Genomic DNA, 18,552 nt, shown 5'->3' on the forward strand with positions numbered 1-18,552 from the left:
AAGCGATAAAAAACCGTTCAAAAGAACGGTTTTTAGAATCATCATACAAAAAATCACGCTGAACGCGATTTCACAGCCTCTTCAAGTTGCGTCAAAATCGGATTTAACACCGCTTGCTTACGTTTAAAGTTGGCTTTGTTCACAATGAGACGTGAAGAAACTTTGCAAATTTCCTCTAAAGGCTCTAAACCATTGGCACGCAAGGTATTACCTGTATCAACAACGTCAACAATGTAATCTCCCAACCCTACTAAAGGTGCAAGTTCCATTGATCCGTATAGCTTAATGACATCCACCTGCTCGCCTAAGCTTGCATAATACTGGCGAGTAAGATTCACGTACTTGGTTGCAATTTTTAAACGACCTTGCGGACGTTCCATTCCAACTTTACCCGCAGTCATTAACTTACAATTGGCAATCTTTAGATCAAGTAATTCATAAACATGTTGTGCACCATGTTCCATCAATACATCTTTGCCTGCCACACCAAAATCTGCCGCACCATTCTCGACATAAGTCGGTACATCAGAAGCACGTAAAATTAAAATACGCACTTTCTTATGCGTAGTTGGAAAAATCAGTTTACGTGATTTATCAGGATCTTCCAGTAAGTTGATGCCTGCATTTTCAAGTAAGGGCAATGTTTCCTTTAAGATACGACCTTTACTGAGTGCTAAAGTTAAACCATGATCAAAATTGCCCATTACGTCAAAATTTGGATCATCGTTTCTTAAGTCATTCATCCTTTTACCCGCTTAATCTGAGCACCTAAACTTTGCAATTTTTCTTCAATGTGTTCATAGCCACGATCAATATGGTAAATACGATCGACTAGTGTTTCACCTTCGGCCACCAATGCAGCCAGAACCAATGAGAAAGAAGCACGTAAATCAGTTGCCATCACAGGAGCTGCTTGCAGTTTTTCAACCCCAGTGACCACTGCATCATGACCTTCCACTTGGATATTCGCACCCATACGTGAAAGTTCTGGAACATGCATAAAACGGTTTTCGAAAATCGTTTCTGAAATCGTTGCAAAACCACGACCAATCGCATTAACTGCCATGATTTGTGCTTGCATATCAGTTGGAAATTCAGGATGAGGTAAGGTTCTAAAGCTCACCGCTTTTGGACGTTTACCTTGCATGTCCAACTCAATCCAGTCATCACCACGGGTCACTTCCGCACCCATTTCCTCAAACTTGTCCAAAACAGCTTCAAGCAAAGCTGGATCAGTATGTGTGGTCTTCACTCGACCACCCGTAATGGCAGCAGCAGCTAAATATGAACCAGTTTCAATACGGTCAGCAACCACAGCATATTCACAGCCATGTAAGCTTTCAACGCCAGTAACAATCAAAGTATCGGTATCAATACCTTCAATCTTGGCACCCATTTTAATGAGCATTTGTGCAAGATCAGTGATCTCTGGTTCACGTGCGGCATTACGAATTGTGGTCACACCATCAGCCAAAGCAGCAGCCATCAAGATGTTTTCAGTACCGCCAACAGTCACCATATCAAAAACAACTTCACCACCTTTTAAGCGCCCATCAACTGAAGCATGCACATAGCCATTTTCAACTTCAATTTGCGCACCCAAAGCTTCTAATGCTTTTAAGTGTTGATCCACTGGACGTGAACCAATCGCACAACCGCCTGGTAACGAGACTTTGGCATTACCGTAACGCGCCAATAATGGTCCGAGAACTAAAATTGAAGCACGCATGGTTTTAACTAGTTCATAAGGTGCAAACTGGTTGTCTAATGTCGACGCATCAGCACAAACCGTTTCACCTTCATAGCTCATGGTTACACCAAGGCCAGCAATGAGTTTAACTAAAGTGTTTACATCTTTTAGATTTGGAACATTGGTCAGCGTAATCGGAGAGTCAGCAAGGATCATTGCTGCAAGTAAAGGTAAAGCCGCATTTTTAGCGCCAGAAATGCGTACTTCGCCCTCGAGCTTAACACCACCCGTAATTAAAAATTTATCCATTAATATTTAAGCTCCGAAAAGGCTTGCTTTGCGCCATTCGTCTTTTGTCATTGCGCGAATCGTAACAGCGTGAACTTCACCACTCGCAATATAAGAATTTAGAGGTGCATAAACCGATTGTTGACGAGCAACGGTACGTTTACCTTCAAACTGATCATCAACAATACGCAGGTCAAATTTTCCAGCTTGTCCGCTCACCGCTACTTCTGCTTCAGGGAAAGCTTCTTTTAAAATTTGCGTGAGCTGCTCACTATTCATTCCAAGACCTCTTATACAACCATTGGTGTAAAACGAGCTATTTTACTATAACTTTTTCACATAATTCAGTAAGCAGTTTCTTTTTTTATCAATAAAAAAAAGAGGCTCCACAAAAAGCCTCTTTTATAAAAATAAAAACTAACTCAAAAGTGCCAGTTCATGCTGATAAGAACATTGAATTTTTCGATGTTTCGCAAGCTGACGTTTTAATTTATCTGTCAATTTTCTAATCGAAGTATACATATCATCGGCTGTCGCCTGTGCAAACAGTTCCACCCCCGGCAAACGGATAATTGCTTCTGCAATATGGTTTGCACTGCCTTTGTGTGAACGTTTATCAATTTGATGATCTTTAGCCAGCTTGATTTGCATACTATTGACCTGATCGAGATGCTTGGTCATTTGACTAAACTTTTCTTTTATATTTTCTTCAATTGCTGGTGTAATGGTTAAATGGTGTCCACGAATCGTTATTTGCATAATTCTTTCCCTCACCTTTTTTTCTCAGGATACAAGACAATCGCTCAAGCAAATTTAATGTACATCAGTGGTTCAACATCCATTAAATCATTTTCAGCGACTCCTCTAGTGACTATAAGAAATTCATTATTTCGTAATAATGAACTACTAGAATAGTCACACCTTAAAATTTAGATCAAGACTTTTCTTTCAGAAGATGAAGGAATATGTAACGATTCACGATATTTTGCTACGGTGCGTCGAGCCACTTCAATCCCTTCATCCTTCAACATTTCAGCGATTGCATTATCAGACAAAGGCTTACGTGGATTTTCATTCGATACCAGTTTTTTAATCATGGCACGAATTGCTGTTGATGATGCTTCACCGCCTGTTGTGGTTCCTACATGGCTTGAAAAAAAGTATTTCAACTCAAATAAACCACGTGGGGTCAGCATATATTTGTTGGTGGTCACACGTGAAACGGTTGACTCATGTAATTCAACTTCTTCTGCTACATCACGAAGCACCAAAGGTTTCATCGCCTCTGGCCCTTGCTCCAAAAAAGCGCGTTGATGTTCAACAATACAGGTCGCAACTTTCAGCAATGTTTTATGTCTCTCATCAATGCTTTTAATAAAATTCTTCGCTTCCAGCATTTGATTGCGTAAATACACATTATCATCACTTTGATCAGCACGACGAATCATATTGGAATAAAAAGAATTAATCCTGAGTTTCGGCATTACATCTGGATTGAGTTGGACTTGCCAATGTTGGTCTTTTTTTGCCACCACAACATCAGGCACTTGATACTCAGACTCTTGCTGATTAAATTCCAAACCAGGATAAGGCTTTAAAGTCTTGAGTAAATCAACCGCACTTTTTAGCTGTTCTTTGGATAAACCGGTTTGTTTTAATAATTTATTCAAATCATTCGAGATCAATAACTCATAGTATTTTAATAGATTTCTAGCTTCAGTAAGATAAGGAATTTTTTCATTAAAAGTTTCAAGTTGGATACTCAAACATTCAGCCAAATTTCTTGAACCCACTCCAATTGGATCTAAACGTTGAATATGTTTTAAAACCACAACGATTTCATCTTCTTCAACTTCTTCCTCACTTTCCATTTCATGCAATAAGCCTGAGACAGCAAGCAAGATATCTTCTAACGTTGCATCGAGGAATCCTTTATCGTCCAAAGAGTCAACAATGCAATATGCAATCAGTTTATCTACAGTCGAAAAATGCAAAAGATTCACTTGATCTAAAATATACTCTTTTAGGCTCAATTGTATCTGGCGATTGTCTTCTCTTTCTTCATATTCTGGTGAGCCCAATGCCGTCGATTGATGGGTATAAATATCATCCCATTCAGTATCTACAGGTAAATCATTAGGAAGATGATCAGCATTGAGTTCAGTGGTTAAGTCCCCTGTCTCTTTTGCTTCTAGCGTCGAAAGGCTTTCTGTTGTACCTAGATCTTCAATTTTCTCTAATAAAGGATTACTATCTAATTGTATCTGGATTTCTTGTTCGAGTTCTAAACTTGAGAGTTGTAAAAGACGTATGGCCTGTTGTAATTGAGGAGTCAACGATAAACTGTTCGCAACTTTCAATCCAACAGATAATTTCATAGTCTTTCCTTTTATTAAGATAAGCAAAAAACATGCCTATAAAAATATTTATAACATAAAGCAATGTTTACGCATATAAGGAAAATTCGTTTCTACTGACTTATCTGTTCAAAAAACTATCAAAAAAATAAATATATATTCTAATGCAGCGCTAATCACACTATTCCCCCTCATTTAGCAAACATTTGAACAACATGGAATCATTTCAAATTTTGCTGCTTTAGGCATTCGATCATTTCATCAAGTACTTTCTGCCCCAGGGTTCTTCGCAAAAGCTCATTTAAATCCCCTGCTAAAAAGCCAGACCAAGTCGTACTCGTTGAACCAGAAGAATGTGCATAACGTCCACAAGCAGACCAGACTTTTTGATCTGATGTAATAGAAGCTAAATACAGCTCCCCTTCAGGATCATCCAATATCCATTCGCGAATAACTCTAGGTGCTTGATATTGTTGCTTAGGTTTTTCTAACCACTTCCATACTAAAAAACCTAAATAAACAATTCCAATAGCAGATAAAAGTTCATAGAGAATCATATCAGTCCTAATAGCATTTCTTATTTAACATCTAATTAGGATAAAAATAGCACGACTCCTTCAATATTGACTTATATTTTCTTTTCTCTTTCCAATAAAAAACACCCCCAACCGTTAGGTTAGGGGTGTTCGTATTTAAAAGCTGGCGATGACTTACTCTCACATGGCAAGTGCCACACTACCATCAGCGCTAAGAGGTTTCACTTCTGAGTTCGGGAAGGGATCAGGTGGTTCACTCTTGCTATTGTCGCCAGCAAACTGTTTTGGTTTTGGGTGGTCTTACGTTTTTTGCCACTTAGTACCGAAAGAGTTATTAACGGATTAGTTTAATCGAGTCGTATTGTAACTAGTTTTGACACTAAATCAAGTTATGTATTGAATTTATCTTGAATACAACAACTGTTTGGGTGTTGTATAGTCAAGCCTCACGAGCAATTAGTATTGGTCAGCTTCACACGTCACCGTGCTTCCACACCCAACCTATCAACGTCCTAGTCTCGAACGGCTCTTTAGAGGAATAAATTCCTAGGGAAATCTTATCTTGAGGTAGGCTTCCCGCTTAGATGCTTTCAGCGGTTATCCCTTCCGAACATAGCTACCCGGCGATGCGACTGGCGTCACAACCGGTACACCAGAGGTTCGTCCACTCTGGTCCTCTCGTACTAGGAGCAGATCCTCTCAAATTTCCAGCGCCCACGGTAGATAGGGACCGAACTGTCTCACGACGTTCTAAACCCAGCTCGCGTACCTCTTTAAATGGCGAACAGCCATACCCTTGGGACCTGCTTCAGCCCCAGGATGAGATGAGCCGACATCGAGGTGCCAAACACCGCCGTCGATATGAACTCTTGGGCGGTATCAGCCTGTTATCCCCAGAGTACCTTTTATCCGTTGAGCGATGGCCCTTCCATACAGAACCACCGGATCACTAAGACCTACTTTCGTACCTGCTCGACTTGTGGGTCTCGCAGTTAAGCGCGCTTTTGCCTTTATACTCTACGCGTGATTTCCGACCACGCTGAGCGCACCTTCGTACTCCTCCGTTACTCTTTAGGAGGAGACCGCCCCAGTCAAACTACCCACCAGACATGGTCCTCGCCCCGGATTACGGGGCAGAGTTAGAACCTCAACATTACCAGGGTGGTATTTCAAGGACGGCTCCATACAAACTAGCGTTCGTACTTCAAAGCCTCCCACCTATCCTACACAAGTAAGGTCAAAGTTCAATGTCAAGCTGCAGTAAAGGTTCACGGGGTCTTTCCGTCTAGCCGCGGGTACACTGCATCTTCACAGCGATTTCGATTTCACTGAGCCTCTGCTGGAGACAGCGCCGCCATCATTATGCCATTCGTGCAGGTCGGAACTTACCCGACAAGGAATTTCGCTACCTTAGGACCGTTATAGTTACGGCCGCCGTTTACTGGGGCTTCGATCAAGAGCTTCGCTTACGCTAACCCCATCAATTAACCTTCCAGCACCGGGCAGGCATCACACCCTATACGTCCACTTTCGTGTTTGCAGAGTGCTATGTTTTTAATAAACAGTTGCAGCGGCCTGGTTTCTGTGGCTGCCAATAGCTCAGGGAGCAAGTCCCATCACCGTCAGCAGCGTACCTTCTCCCGAAGTTACGGTACCATTTTGCCTAGTTCCTTCAGCAGAGTTCTCTCAAGCGCTTTGGTCTACTCGACCTGACCACCTGTGTCGGTTTCGGGTACGATTCCTGTGTAACTGAAGCTTAGAGACTTTTCCTGGAAGCATGGTATCAGCCACTTCACTGTACAAGTACAGCTTGCTATCAGTTCTCAGCATAGAGTACCCCGGATTTGCCTAAGATACATGCCTACAACCTTCCACCTGGACAACCAACGCCAGGCTGACTTAACCTTCTCCGTCCTCTCATCGCATTACACAGAAGTATTGGAATATTAACCAATTTCCCATCGACTACGCCTCTCGGCCTCGCCTTAGGGGTCGACTCACCCAGCCCCGATTAACGTTGGACTGGAACCCTTGGTCTTTCAGCGAACGGGTTTTTCACCCGTTTTGTCGTTACTCACGTCAGCATTCGCACTTCTGATACCTCCAGCATACTTCTCAATACACCTTCATCGGCTTACAGAACGCTCCCCTACCACTTGACTTAAAGTCAAATCCGCAGCTTCGGCACATAGTTTTAGCCCCGTTACATCTTCCGCGCAGGCCGACTCGACTAGTGAGCTATTACGCTTTCTTTAAAGGGTGGCTGCTTCTAAGCCAACCTCCTAGCTGTCTATGCCTTCCCACATCGTTTCCCACTTAACTATGATTTTGGGGCCTTAGCTGGCGGTCTGGATTGTTTTCCTCTTGACTACGGACGTTAGCACCCGCAGTCTGTCTCCCGGATAGTACTCATTGGTATTCGGAGTTTGCATCGGTTTGGTAAGTCGGGATGACCCCCTAGCCGAAACAGTGCTCTACCCCCAATGGTATTCGTCCGAGGCGCTACCTAAATAGCTTTCGGGGAGAACCAGCTATCACCAGGCTTGATTAGCCTTTCACCCCTATCCACAAGTCATCCCCTGGCTTTTCAACGACAGTGGGTTCGGTCCTCCAGTTAGTGTTACCCAACCTTCAACCTGCTCATGGATAGATCGCCTGGTTTCGGGTCTATACCCAGCAACTAAACGCCCTATTAAGACTCGATTTCTCTACGGCTCCCCTATGCGGTTAACCTTGCTACTGAATATAAGTCGCTGACCCATTATACAAAAGGTACGCAGTCACCGAACAAGTCGGCTCCCACTGCTTGTATGCATGCGGTTTCAGGATCTATTTCACTCCCCTCACAGGGGTTCTTTTCGCCTTTCCCTCACGGTACTGGTTCACTATCGGTCAGTCAGGAGTATTTAGCCTTGGAGGATGGTCCCCCCATATTCAGACAAGGTTTCACGTGCCTCGCCCTACTCGTCATCATTGTGTGTGCCCTTTCGTGTACGGGAATATCACCCTCTACGTTCGCACTTCCCAGAGCGTTCCACTAGAACACACACAACTTAATGGGCTGCTCCCCGTTCGCTCGCCGCTACTAAGGGAATCTCAATTGATTTCTTTTCCTAAGGGTACTGAGATGTTTCACTTCCCCTCGTTCGCTTCATAAGCCTATGTATTCAGCTTATGATACCCGCCTTATAGCGGGTGGGTTCCCCCATTCAGAAATCTCCGGATCAAAGGATATTTGCCGCCTCCCCGGAGCTTTTCGCAGGCTATCACGTCTTTCATCGCCTCTGACTGCCAAGGCATCCACCACATGCACTTAATTACTTGACTATACAACCCCAAACAGTCGTTACACCTACAAGTGGGTGTAGCAACAGAATCAATGTAAACATTAATTCATACAGCTTGTTGTTTCGTGAACTTAATCACCGTACAGCTTCAATCTAAATTCATATACCAAAACGCTTGATTCAGTGTTTTTGCTAGTTCTCATTTCATTCAACTTAAACATCGAAACGTTTAAATCAAAGAATGAGTGAACAATTTATTTCAGACTCAATTCTACTAATCTGTTAATGATTAACTACCACCTCGTCGGTGCGTAGTAAACTGTGATAAATCACAGAACTTAATAAGCTATCTACTTACTAAATTCTATAAGCTATCTTGGAATTTAACTTTCGTTTTTTACATTACTTCGTAATGTATGGTGGAGACTAGGAGAGTCGAACTCCTGACCTCCTGCGTGCAAAGCAGGCGCTCTACCAACTAAGCTAAGTCCCCAGCTTATCACTTAATGAACGACATATCTTTCAATCCAAGCTACTGCAATCAGATTTGGTGGGTCTGACAAGACTTGAACTTGTGACCCCACGCTTATCAAGCGTGTGCTCTAACCAACTGAGCTACAGACCCTCAGATACATCTTCGAAGAACAACTTGTTGTGGATTCTTACCAGTCACCAATCTTTCGTTAAGGAGGTGATCCAGCCGCAGGTTCCCCTACGGCTACCTTGTTACGACTTCACCCCAGTCATCGGCCACACCGTGGTAAGCGTCCTCCTTACGGTTAGACTACCTACTTCTGGTGCAACAAACTCCCATGGTGTGACGGGCGGTGTGTACAAGGCCCGGGAACGTATTCACCGCGGCATTCTGATCCGCGATTACTAGCGATTCCGACTTCATGGAGTCGAGTTGCAGACTCCAATCCGGACTACGATCGGCTTTTTGAGATTAGCATCCTATCGCTAGGTAGCAACCCTTTGTACCGACCATTGTAGCACGTGTGTAGCCCTGGTCGTAAGGGCCATGATGACTTGACGTCGTCCCCGCCTTCCTCCAGTTTGTCACTGGCAGTATCCTTAAAGTTCCCGGCTTAACCCGCTGGCAAATAAGGAAAAGGGTTGCGCTCGTTGCGGGACTTAACCCAACATCTCACGACACGAGCTGACGACAGCCATGCAGCACCTGTATGTAAGTTCCCGAAGGCACCAATCCATCTCTGGAAAGTTCTTACTATGTCAAGACCAGGTAAGGTTCTTCGCGTTGCATCGAATTAAACCACATGCTCCACCGCTTGTGCGGGCCCCCGTCAATTCATTTGAGTTTTAGTCTTGCGACCGTACTCCCCAGGCGGTCTACTTATCGCGTTAGCTGCGCCACTAAAGCCTCAAAGGCCCCAACGGCTAGTAGACATCGTTTACGGCATGGACTACCAGGGTATCTAATCCTGTTTGCTCCCCATGCTTTCGTACCTCAGCGTCAGTATTAGGCCAGATGGCTGCCTTCGCCATCGGTATTCCTCCAGATCTCTACGCATTTCACCGCTACACCTGGAATTCTACCATCCTCTCCCATACTCTAGCTTCCCAGTATCGAATGCAATTCCCAAGTTAAGCTCGGGGATTTCACATCCGACTTAAAAAGCCGCCTACGCACGCTTTACGCCCAGTAAATCCGATTAACGCTCGCACCCTCTGTATTACCGCGGCTGCTGGCACAGAGTTAGCCGGTGCTTATTCTGCGAGTAACGTCCACTATCCTAGAGTATTAATCCAGGTAGCCTCCTCCTCGCTTAAAGTGCTTTACAACCAAAAGGCCTTCTTCACACACGCGGCATGGCTGGATCAGGCTTCCGCCCATTGTCCAATATTCCCCACTGCTGCCTCCCGTAGGAGTCTGGGCCGTGTCTCAGTCCCAGTGTGGCGGATCATCCTCTCAGACCCGCTACAGATCGTCGCCTTGGTAGGCCTTTACCCCACCAACTAGCTAATCCGACTTAGGCTCATCATTTAGCGCAAGGTCCGAAGATCCCCTGCTTTCTCCCGTAGGACGTATGCGGTATTAGCATTCCTTTCGGAATGTTGTCCCCCACTAAATGGCAGATTCCTAAGCATTACTCACCCGTCCGCCGCTAAGTGATAGTGCAAGCACCATCACTCCGCTCGACTTGCATGTGTTAAGCCTGCCGCCAGCGTTCAATCTGAGCCATGATCAAACTCTTCAGTTTAAAATCATTAGTAGCTTATGGCTACAAATCTTGGCTCATCAATTTTCTGACTAAAAATTCGCTCAAATAAACTTCGAGAAATTTCTACTCTTCAATCAATGAAATATTTTCGATTGATTAACTAGTAAAAATCCACACAAGTTGTTCTTCTATTCTCTTAATGATCTTCTCGATGATTCGTCATCATCAAGCTAGGTCGGCTATATTACTCTCAATTTCTTAAAAGTCAACAGGTAATTTAGATATTTAGCAAACTTATCAATCAACCCAAGAATCCAACCTTTCCAGCCAAATCCTTGTTTCTCAACAAGTTTTTATCTGCATCACCGCCGATGGATGTGCATTCTACAGCATTCACAACACAACACAACCCCCTTTCTCAACTTTTTTATTCGAGTGAACATTTTTAAACCAAAATCACAATTTTTCTTATATTTTTCGACCGAATTTGTTTTAATAATAAGAGAACAACTAAACTATATGCTCATCTCTATGTTTCGCGTTGCATGACGCAATCATTTTAATGGCTGTATTATTTCGCTCTCACAGCGATTAAGGACTTATATGCATTACTCAAATTTTATCTTGCTTGGGTTGTTAACTGCTGGAGCATGTTCATCAGTATTCGCACAAGAGACTCTCAGCGACTCAGCCAATCAAACTAATGCTGTAGCAAGCCAAGTCACTGCAGAACAGAAGACCTCAACGATTCAAGCGATTAAAGATTTAAAGCATCTGACTAAAAATGATTTAAAAGTGAATGCGAATGCAGCACAGCCAGATTCAGTGAAAGACCCTCTACAGCCGTTGAACCGTCAAATCTATGCTTTTAATGACATGCTAGACCGCAACATTCTAAAGCCTGTCGCTATTCAATATGTTGCCAAGGTTCCAGAACCTGTACGTAGCCCATATCGTCAATTTCGCAAAAACCTAGGCGAACCTTGGAATGCGGTGAATCAACTCATACAAGGTCGTCCTACACGTGCAGCAAAAACCTTAGGTCGCTTTACTGTAAATACGTTAACAACTTTAGGTTTTGCCGATCCGGCTCGTCGTTTAGGTTTAAATACTGAAGAGGAAAGCTTTGGTGTTACCCTTGGCTATTATGGTGTTCCATCAGGTCCTTATGTGATGTTACCTTTCTTCGGCCCAAGTACATTCCGTGATGGATTTGGTTTAGCCGCAGATAGTTATGGTCGTCCACAGAAATATCTGTTAGATGATCAAGATGGTATTTATTGGTCAACCAACCTGTTACAGGCAGTTGATGCACGATCTCAAATTCTAGATATTGAAGAAAGCTTGAAAGGTGACAAGTATTCAATGATTCGTGACTTCTATCTACAACGTAAAGCGTTCCAGATTGCAGAGAAACGTGGCGACTCAAATGATGTTTCATTTGTGGGTGATGCAGATGATGTCGATGACAGTTCTGCCGATGAAAAATGATTAAATTAAAATAATGTTTTACAAACTTATGTATTGCCAGAGAATTTAAACTCTGGCAATACTATATCCAAGGTCATCTTTCATCTATGATGAATTTTAAATGATCATACAAAGGATTGGCTATTCATCTATGTATTTCATTCAACCTACGCGTTCCATACCCTGTTTAGATCAAGCTTTAACTGAGTTACCCAGTTTGCAGATCATTCAAGTTGATGATTTGGATTTGTATGATCAAACCATTATCGCAATTGCCGATGTACAAGACTTTTTAAAATATCAGTGGAAACTCCCTACGATTGTGCTTGCGTTTGAACATGAAGGTGCAGCGTTGGCACAAGCATGGGAATTAGGTGCTTTAGCAGGTTGGATGTGGGATAGTTTGCCCAAAAATCCTGTTCACTCCTTGTTTAAAATAGATGCGCAATACAAACGTAATCAAGACAGTCGTGATTTACCGTCTGCCGCCGAATTACAAAAGCGCCTGTTACCAAATCCAATTGAATTGCCGAACTATCAATTTGAATCCTTTTTTCAACCTTCAGCCTATTTATCGGGTGATTGGTATGATTATTGGCGCTTAAATGATGAAGAGGTCTTGTTCTATCTTGCTGACGTATCCGGTCATGGTGTCACTAGCAGCTTATTAACCTCATGGATGGCTGCGTTCCATGGTCGTTCAAAAACACCAAGTCAATTGATTCAGAAACTGAATGCCATGTTAGTGCAAGAAAACATCGAGAAGCACATTACCATGGTGGCCGGGATCTTAAATTTGGTCACGCATGAAGTCCGCTGGTCCAGTGCAGGACATTACCCACCACCGATTATTTTCGAACCCAATCAACCCCCTCAGATTTTAACCACCAGCAGCTTTCCTTTGGGTCTGACCGAGGAGCTTGAAGTGGAAGAGCATCATTGTCGATTAAGTCGCCATGCGCGGTTTATTTTATGTTCTGATGGAGCATTGGAGCCCTTTGATGGCGGTTTGAATGATCAGTTTAATCAATTGGTCGAACACCTACAAAAAGATTCCTTTAAAGCACCTGATCATGTAGCAGATGACATCGCGATCTTGAGCTTACGCCGAATGAATTAAATTAAAAATCAACACTTTAATTAAATCACACCTTGCAACCACTTGTGTCTACAATATCACTATGGGATAATTTTATATCCTTTCTCTGAAAATGGCATTTATATGTCAACAGGTCATGTTGAATATGCAAGTTTGAACGGAACGCATATTTTCAAGCTTATTGGCGAAGTGCGTGCTCACTCTTGTATAAGTCTAGACAAACTACTCAATAGAATTGAACAACAGCAGAATGTTGTTGGTGCAATCGTTGATTTAACTGAAACCACATTTATTGACAGTACTGTTTTAGGCATACTGGCAAAATTGGGTTTAAAGCTTAAGCAAGCTCATCACATACAAGCGGTTATGCTGTCGACAAATCCAGATATTACCACCTTGGCCAATAGTATGGGGCTCGGGCAAGTATTTGTGATTTTGAATTACTGCGGCGACCCTAATGTATGTACATTAGAGCTGACAGATGAACATGTCACACATAGTGCCATGCTCAATACCGTGCTCGATGCACACAAAACGTTGATGCGTTTAAATGAAAACAACCAGAATATGTTTGAACCACTGGTGAAGCAATTGCAAAAAGAACAAGATTGCTTAAACACAGATGTACAAAAACAAAATGCTTGACCGTTAAACTCAGTATTGAGGCCTCCCTATGACCTTACTTTCTGTTGCCCAAATGAATTCTCAAAATGATATTGAAGCGAACTTCAATGTCATTGAATCATTACTTCAACAAAGTAAGGCTCAAGGTGCCGAGCTGATTGTTTTCCCCGAGAATTTTGTCTGCTTTGCCGCAGGTAAGCAACGCGAAACTGCTGCCCAATTCGAAGTCATTCAAGCGCGCTTAGAGCAGTTGGCGCATCATTACCAGATCTGGATTGTTGCAGGTACACTCCCATGCCCTTTCCGTCCAGATGGTTCGGTCATTCAAGATGGCCGTGTTCGAACCGTCAGTCTGTGTATTAGTCCTGAAGGTACTGAAGCCCGCTATGACAAAATCCACTTGTTTGATGTACAAGTGGGCGATGCTGTGGGGGGTTATCAAGAGTCCAAGTTCTTCGAACCCGGTGATCAAGTGGTGGTTGCCAAAACACCTTTTGGCAATATTGGCCTGATGGTCTGCTATGACTTACGCTTCCCTGAACTTGCCTTAACTTTACGTCAGCAAGGCGCCAATATCTTAACTGCCCCAGCTGCATTTACCTATACGACAGGCCAGCTCCATTGGCAATTGCTCTTACAAGCACGTGCAATGGATAGTCAGTGTTATGTTTTAGGCGCTGCACAACAAGGTTGGCACGGTGAACAACGTCAAACCTGGGGACATGCAGGCATCGCAGATAGCCGCGGCCAATTGCTGCAAAGCATTGATACTGAAGGACACGGTTTAATCAGCAGTAACTTTGACCTTGAGCAACAAAATCAGCTTCGTTTGGCAATGCCACTCATGCAACATCGCAAAATTATTCATTATTAAACTGCTTCTGGTTATATTCTGTCTAGCAAACTCTTGCTGTATAAAATTCACCCAATCAAAAGCAATCTGACTGAGATGATCAACTTTAATAAATGTCTGATCTATAGAATCATGATTTAATACAAATTATTGATCATAGTAGAACAAGCTCATACGATTTTGGACTACCAATGATGTAACATCGCCAATTAATTCTTATTAAGTTTTATTCATGTTTAGATTGATTCTGATTTTCTCTTTTTTGGGGACCGCTGTACCGCTGCATGCATCATCACTTGATCTCGATGGGGATGAGTTGACACCATCTTCTCGGGTTTTGTCTACACCACAAAATTTATCCTTAAACGCGTTTGGGCAATGGGTGATTGGTTGGGGAACTGGTGCTGAAGGTGCACGACAACGTTTAAGTAATATTCGACGTGAGGATGTTGTGGTGATTAAGCAAAAAGGCACCACTTTAGATATGATCAAGGCTTGGCAACAACACTTTGAACTTGAAGCACAAAATAATCTGAGTAATCCAACAGCACTTTATCGAGCGCGATTGATGAAAAAAATCGCCGATCTTTGGTAGACTAAACTTTAATCTGATTAAGCTATCTCCTTTTTTATAATCAATGCTTTTCGTATTTGAATTGCACTGCAAATCACTTAGGTAATCGTGCAGAGCAATATATACTGATGTGATGCAATGACCTTTGAGAATGATATGGGCGAAGAACATCCACAATTGTTATTAGACAATCAGTTATGTTTTCTGATTTATTCGACCAATCTCGCCTTGAATCAAGTCTATCGCCAGTTGCTTGCCCCACTTGCTCTGACCTATCCACAATATCTCGTGATGTTGGTGCTTTGGGAAAAAGATCAGCTCTCTGTTTCAGAGATTGGCGAACGGCTATTTTTAGAATCATCAACACTGACCCCATTGCTTAAAAAACTTGAAGTAGCAACACTGATCACGCGCAAACGCTCCCATAAAGATGAACGACAGGTAATTATTGAGCTGACTGAGAAAGGACACGCTTTACAATTACAAGCAATTGATATTCCAAATCAACTGGCTCAAGCGGCCTCGTGTACGCCTGCAACGTTATCTGAGTTGAAAGCGCAACTTTCAGAACTGCGTACTAACCTAAACAAATAAGTTTAAAATTTACACAACAGCAACTTGTTTTTTAATTTACATCGTGTACGATTTAATTGTATTCAATATTATTTAGGAATAATAATCATGTCTTTAGAAAAAGTGGTTTATCGTGCCAAAGCAAAAGCAACAGGTGGTCGTGATGGTCGTGCAACTTCCTCTGACGGTGTTTTAGATGTGCAATTAGGTGTGCCAAAAGAAATGGGCGGTGCAGGTGGCGCAGTCACCAACCCAGAGCAACTGTTTGCTGCAGGTTATTCAGCCTGTTTCTTGGGTGCAATGAAATTTGTCGCGAATCGCGATAAATTCAAAATTAGCAAAGATGCCTATGTCGAAGGTGAGGTCGGAATTGGCCCGATTCCAAATGGCTTTGGTATCGAAGTGACCTTGAATGTGTATTTAATTGGAATGGAACAAGCAGAAGCAGAACAATTGGTTGCTGCTGCACATATTGTGTGTCCTTACTCAAATGCGACGCGTGGCAATATTGATGTGAATTTTAATATTGTGACGACTGAATAAGTCTTTAGCATCGCCTAAAAAAACAGTATGGATGATCCATGCTGTTTTTTTATGCGTGAATTTATTTATTCTTCCGCAGCTTCATTGGTGACACGAAGCACTTCTTCTAAAGTTGTCTTCCCAGCTAATACTTTAAGTAAACCATCATCACGAATCGAAGCAGCATGACGACGTGCATGATTTTCCAATTCATACTCAGCCGCATTGCCATGAATCAAACGGCGCATCGATTCATCTACGGGCACAATTTCATAAATTGCAGTTCGTCCACTAAAGCCAACATGTGAACATTTTTCGCAACCATGAGGCTCTGGTAGTTGCATATATTCATCCACTTTAAGATGCTGGAATACTTGGCGCTCAAAATCATCAGCCTTACGCCACGTGACACAATGTGGACATAAAGTTCGCACCAAACGTTGCGCAATCAGCCCAATCAAAGAACTCGCCAATAAGAAAGGCTCAATTCCCATATCTTTCAGACGCGTTACTGCACCAATCGCGGTATTGGTATGTAGGGTGGATAACACCAAGTGACCGGTTAAAGAAGCTTGAACCGCAATTTCAGCAGTTTCCAGATCACGAATCTCACCCACCATCACCACATCGGGATCTTGCCGTAGCATCGCCTTAAGCGCACGTGCGAAGGTCATATCCACTTTGGTATTGACTTGGGTCTGACCAATTCCTTCCAACTGATATTCAATTGGGTCTTCAGCGGTCAAAATATTGCGAGTATTGTCATTCAGATCGGATAGCGCCGCATATAAGGTGGTGGTTTTACCCGAACCCGTTGGGCCTGTCACCAAAATAATGCCATGCGGGCGATGAACCAGTTGCGTTAAACGCTCATAATCGTTCTGCATTAAACCCAAATGGGTCATGTTTAAACGCCCTGCCTGCTTATCCAGCAAACGCATTACCACGCGCTCGCCATGCGAAGAAGGTAAAGTCGAAACACGCACATCCACTTCACGCCCTGCAAGACGCAATGAGATACGACCATCTTGCGGAATCCGCTTTTCGGCAATATCCAGCTTGGCCATGACTTTAATACGGGACACCAACAACGGCGCTAATTCACGACGTGGCTGTACAATTTCACGCAATTGTCCATCGACACGCAAGCGGACCGAGAGTTTTTTCTCAAAGGCTTCGATATGAATATCCGAGGCGCCTACCCGAATCGCTTCTGACAACAAGGCATTGATTAGACGCACGATCGGTGCATCATCCTCCTGATCCATCAAGTCTTCAGCTTCAGGCACTTGATCTGCCAAACTCAATAAATCTGGATGATCTTCCAAGCCAGCTGCAACCTGCTGCGACTCCCCGGTATCCCCTGCATAACTGGAACTCAGTAAGGCATGAAACTCTTGATCAGTACAAAGTTGATCAAGAGCTGATTTCCCCAAAATTCGACGAGCTTCCTGCAAAGCAATACGCGCGGTGTCCTTGCGTCGTACAATAAAAACTTGATCGCCTTCATAACGTAACAAAACGCCATGTCGTTTAGCGAAACTATAAGGAATTTGTATTTGTTTAAGTATTTGCATCACACAAATAATGATAAAAGAAAGCAGTGAGTGTACTCTAAGCAGATTACAGCGTGAAGTCTGTTTAGCATACTCACACAGGAATTTTGCATCTTGTCTCAAAATAATCAATATGAAGCGCCACATTCCAATACTTTGAAATGGTGGGGCGAACAACAATTTGAAATCCAGCAAACCAAAGCTTGGCAATTCGGTTCATTACTGTTTCGTCTGACACGCGGAATTAAAGAGTGGCGTTTGGAATATCATCGCCCGCAATCTCAGCACGACTACGAACAGCAATGGAAAATCCTGAACGATACTGAGTTTGCCATGCCACCCCCAGCAAAAATTGAACGCTACATGTTTCATAAAACCAATAGCAGTTTTCATTTGATGCCACGTTTGGCTGATCGCTCGGTGGTGATTCGACCGGTTGATCCGATTTATATTCCTGCGGGTCAACGCGGCACCTTATATATTAGCACTCCATTATGGATTGCAGGGATGGTGGATGGACTCTCTGAACCTTTATTTGATATTCCTGTGATTCAGCCTAAGGACACATGGTTTGGTAAAGATCCGCAGAATGGTGAAATTTGCTATGCCACCTCGGTCGATGGACGTATTGACTTGAATCTACTCAAACCACGTGCATTCCGAGCAGTGACTCCTATTGAGTTCCACAATACCAGTCATCACCAATTGCGTTTTGACCGTATGAATGTCCCCGTTCCCGCACTGCCTTTATTTTATAGTGAGAGTACAGGTCGCTTATGGACTTCACAAATCAAAGTCTATTACGAAGGCACCGATCATCCTGCACGTATTCGAATCGAAAACAAAACGCCAAGCCCTGCGGGTGAAGTGATTTACGTGCATCCGCCCCGCGCACCGGGGAGCACCTTATTTAATATGTTCGATTCATTCTTTTAAGGGG

15 protein-coding genes, 2 tRNA genes and 3 rRNA genes are annotated in these 18,552 nt (G+C 43.1%); 8 read left to right on the top strand and 12 right to left on the bottom strand.

Annotation, left to right across the window (positions count from 1 at the left end; all coding sequences use genetic code 11):
- Nucleotides 1-53 precede the first annotated feature (53 nt).
- From hisG to F993_RS06410, 11 genes are all read right to left on the bottom strand, one after another.
- A complete protein-coding gene (hisG, locus tag F993_RS06460; protein ID WP_004655588.1) occupies nucleotides 54-743 on the bottom strand; it encodes an ATP phosphoribosyltransferase in 690 nt (229 codons plus the stop codon).
- Complete coding sequence (gene murA, locus F993_RS06455; RefSeq protein WP_004655591.1) at nucleotides 740-1,999, bottom strand: UDP-N-acetylglucosamine 1-carboxyvinyltransferase; 1,260 nt, start codon at nucleotides 1,997-1,999, stop codon at nucleotides 740-742. The genes hisG and murA overlap by 4 nt, the downstream gene beginning before the upstream one ends.
- A gap of 6 nt (nucleotides 2,000-2,005) precedes the next feature.
- Nucleotides 2,006-2,257, bottom strand: a complete 252-nt coding sequence (gene ibaG / locus F993_RS06450) for a BolA family iron metabolism protein IbaG (protein ID WP_004655594.1) — start codon at nucleotides 2,255-2,257, stop codon at nucleotides 2,006-2,008.
- Nucleotides 2,258-2,395: 138 nt separating this feature from the next.
- Complete coding sequence (gene hpf / locus F993_RS06445) at nucleotides 2,396-2,737, bottom strand: ribosome hibernation-promoting factor, HPF/YfiA family (protein ID WP_004655596.1); 342 nt, start codon at nucleotides 2,735-2,737, stop codon at nucleotides 2,396-2,398.
- 170 nt (nucleotides 2,738-2,907) lie between these two features.
- Entirely contained in the window at nucleotides 2,908-4,356 is a 1,449-nt protein-coding gene (locus F993_RS06440; protein ID WP_004655598.1) for an RNA polymerase factor sigma-54, read from the bottom strand.
- 200 nt (nucleotides 4,357-4,556) lie between these two features.
- Nucleotides 4,557-4,892, bottom strand: coding sequence for a hypothetical protein (locus F993_RS06435; RefSeq protein ID WP_004655600.1), 336 nt, complete (start codon nucleotides 4,890-4,892; stop codon nucleotides 4,557-4,559).
- A gap of 140 nt (nucleotides 4,893-5,032) precedes the next feature.
- A 5S ribosomal RNA gene (gene rrf / locus F993_RS06430) occupies nucleotides 5,033-5,147 on the bottom strand.
- Between the two features lie 159 nt (nucleotides 5,148-5,306).
- A 23S ribosomal RNA gene (locus F993_RS06425) occupies nucleotides 5,307-8,198 on the bottom strand.
- 377 nt (nucleotides 8,199-8,575) lie between these two features.
- A tRNA-Ala gene (locus F993_RS06420) sits at nucleotides 8,576-8,651 on the bottom strand.
- 55 nt (nucleotides 8,652-8,706) lie between these two features.
- Nucleotides 8,707-8,783, bottom strand: a tRNA-Ile gene (locus F993_RS06415).
- Nucleotides 8,784-8,842: 59 nt separating this feature from the next.
- A 16S ribosomal RNA gene (locus F993_RS06410) occupies nucleotides 8,843-10,380 on the bottom strand.
- The 16S, 23S and 5S rRNA genes sit together here with 2 tRNA genes alongside, the layout of an rRNA operon.
- A gap of 564 nt (nucleotides 10,381-10,944) precedes the next feature.
- On the opposite strand from F993_RS06410, the gene F993_RS06405 reads away from it, so the two are divergent.
- From F993_RS06405 to F993_RS06375, 7 genes are all read left to right on the top strand, one after another.
- Entirely contained in the window at nucleotides 10,945-11,832 is an 888-nt protein-coding gene (locus F993_RS06405) for an MlaA family lipoprotein (RefSeq protein ID WP_004655601.1), read from the top strand.
- A 130-nt stretch (nucleotides 11,833-11,962) separates the two neighbouring features.
- Nucleotides 11,963-12,931: an RsbU family protein phosphatase GigA gene (gene gigA / locus F993_RS06400; protein ID WP_004655603.1), complete on the top strand. Its 969-nt coding sequence runs from the start codon at nucleotides 11,963-11,965 to the stop codon at nucleotides 12,929-12,931.
- A 102-nt stretch (nucleotides 12,932-13,033) separates the two neighbouring features.
- On the top strand, nucleotides 13,034-13,555 hold the full coding sequence (gene gigB / locus F993_RS06395) for an anti-anti-sigma factor GigB (protein WP_004655605.1): 522 nt from the start codon (nucleotides 13,034-13,036) through the stop codon (nucleotides 13,553-13,555).
- 28 nt (nucleotides 13,556-13,583) lie between these two features.
- Nucleotides 13,584-14,408 carry a carbon-nitrogen hydrolase family protein gene (locus F993_RS06390; RefSeq protein WP_004655607.1) on the top strand — a complete coding sequence of 275 codons (825 nt, stop codon included), beginning with the start codon at nucleotides 13,584-13,586 and terminating at the stop codon, nucleotides 14,406-14,408.
- A 211-nt stretch (nucleotides 14,409-14,619) separates the two neighbouring features.
- The gene (locus tag F993_RS06385) at nucleotides 14,620-14,982 is read left to right on the top strand and encodes a DUF4951 domain-containing protein (protein ID WP_004655608.1); all 363 of its coding nucleotides are present in this window, start codon (nucleotides 14,620-14,622) and stop codon (nucleotides 14,980-14,982) included.
- A 135-nt stretch (nucleotides 14,983-15,117) separates the two neighbouring features.
- Nucleotides 15,118-15,555: a MarR family winged helix-turn-helix transcriptional regulator gene (locus tag F993_RS06380; RefSeq protein WP_004655610.1), complete on the top strand. Its 438-nt coding sequence runs from the start codon at nucleotides 15,118-15,120 to the stop codon at nucleotides 15,553-15,555.
- Between the two features lie 87 nt (nucleotides 15,556-15,642).
- The gene (locus tag F993_RS06375) at nucleotides 15,643-16,077 is read left to right on the top strand and encodes an organic hydroperoxide resistance protein (RefSeq protein WP_004655612.1); all 435 of its coding nucleotides are present in this window, start codon (nucleotides 15,643-15,645) and stop codon (nucleotides 16,075-16,077) included.
- 65 nt (nucleotides 16,078-16,142) lie between these two features.
- Here the strand turns inward: F993_RS06375 and gspE are convergent, their stop codons facing one another.
- On the bottom strand, nucleotides 16,143-17,633 hold the full coding sequence (gene gspE, locus F993_RS06370) for a type II secretion system ATPase GspE (protein WP_004655614.1): 1,491 nt from the start codon (nucleotides 17,631-17,633) through the stop codon (nucleotides 16,143-16,145).
- Between the two features lie 93 nt (nucleotides 17,634-17,726).
- On the opposite strand from gspE, the gene F993_RS06365 reads away from it, so the two are divergent.
- Nucleotides 17,727-18,548: a hypothetical protein gene (locus tag F993_RS06365; RefSeq protein WP_004655616.1), complete on the top strand. Its 822-nt coding sequence runs from the start codon at nucleotides 17,727-17,729 to the stop codon at nucleotides 18,546-18,548.
- The last annotated feature ends 4 nt before the right edge of the window (nucleotides 18,549-18,552 follow it).

It is taken from the genome of Acinetobacter proteolyticus, assembly GCF_000367945.1.
In the GTDB taxonomy this organism is placed as follows: Bacteria; Pseudomonadota; Gammaproteobacteria; order Pseudomonadales; family Moraxellaceae; genus Acinetobacter; species Acinetobacter proteolyticus.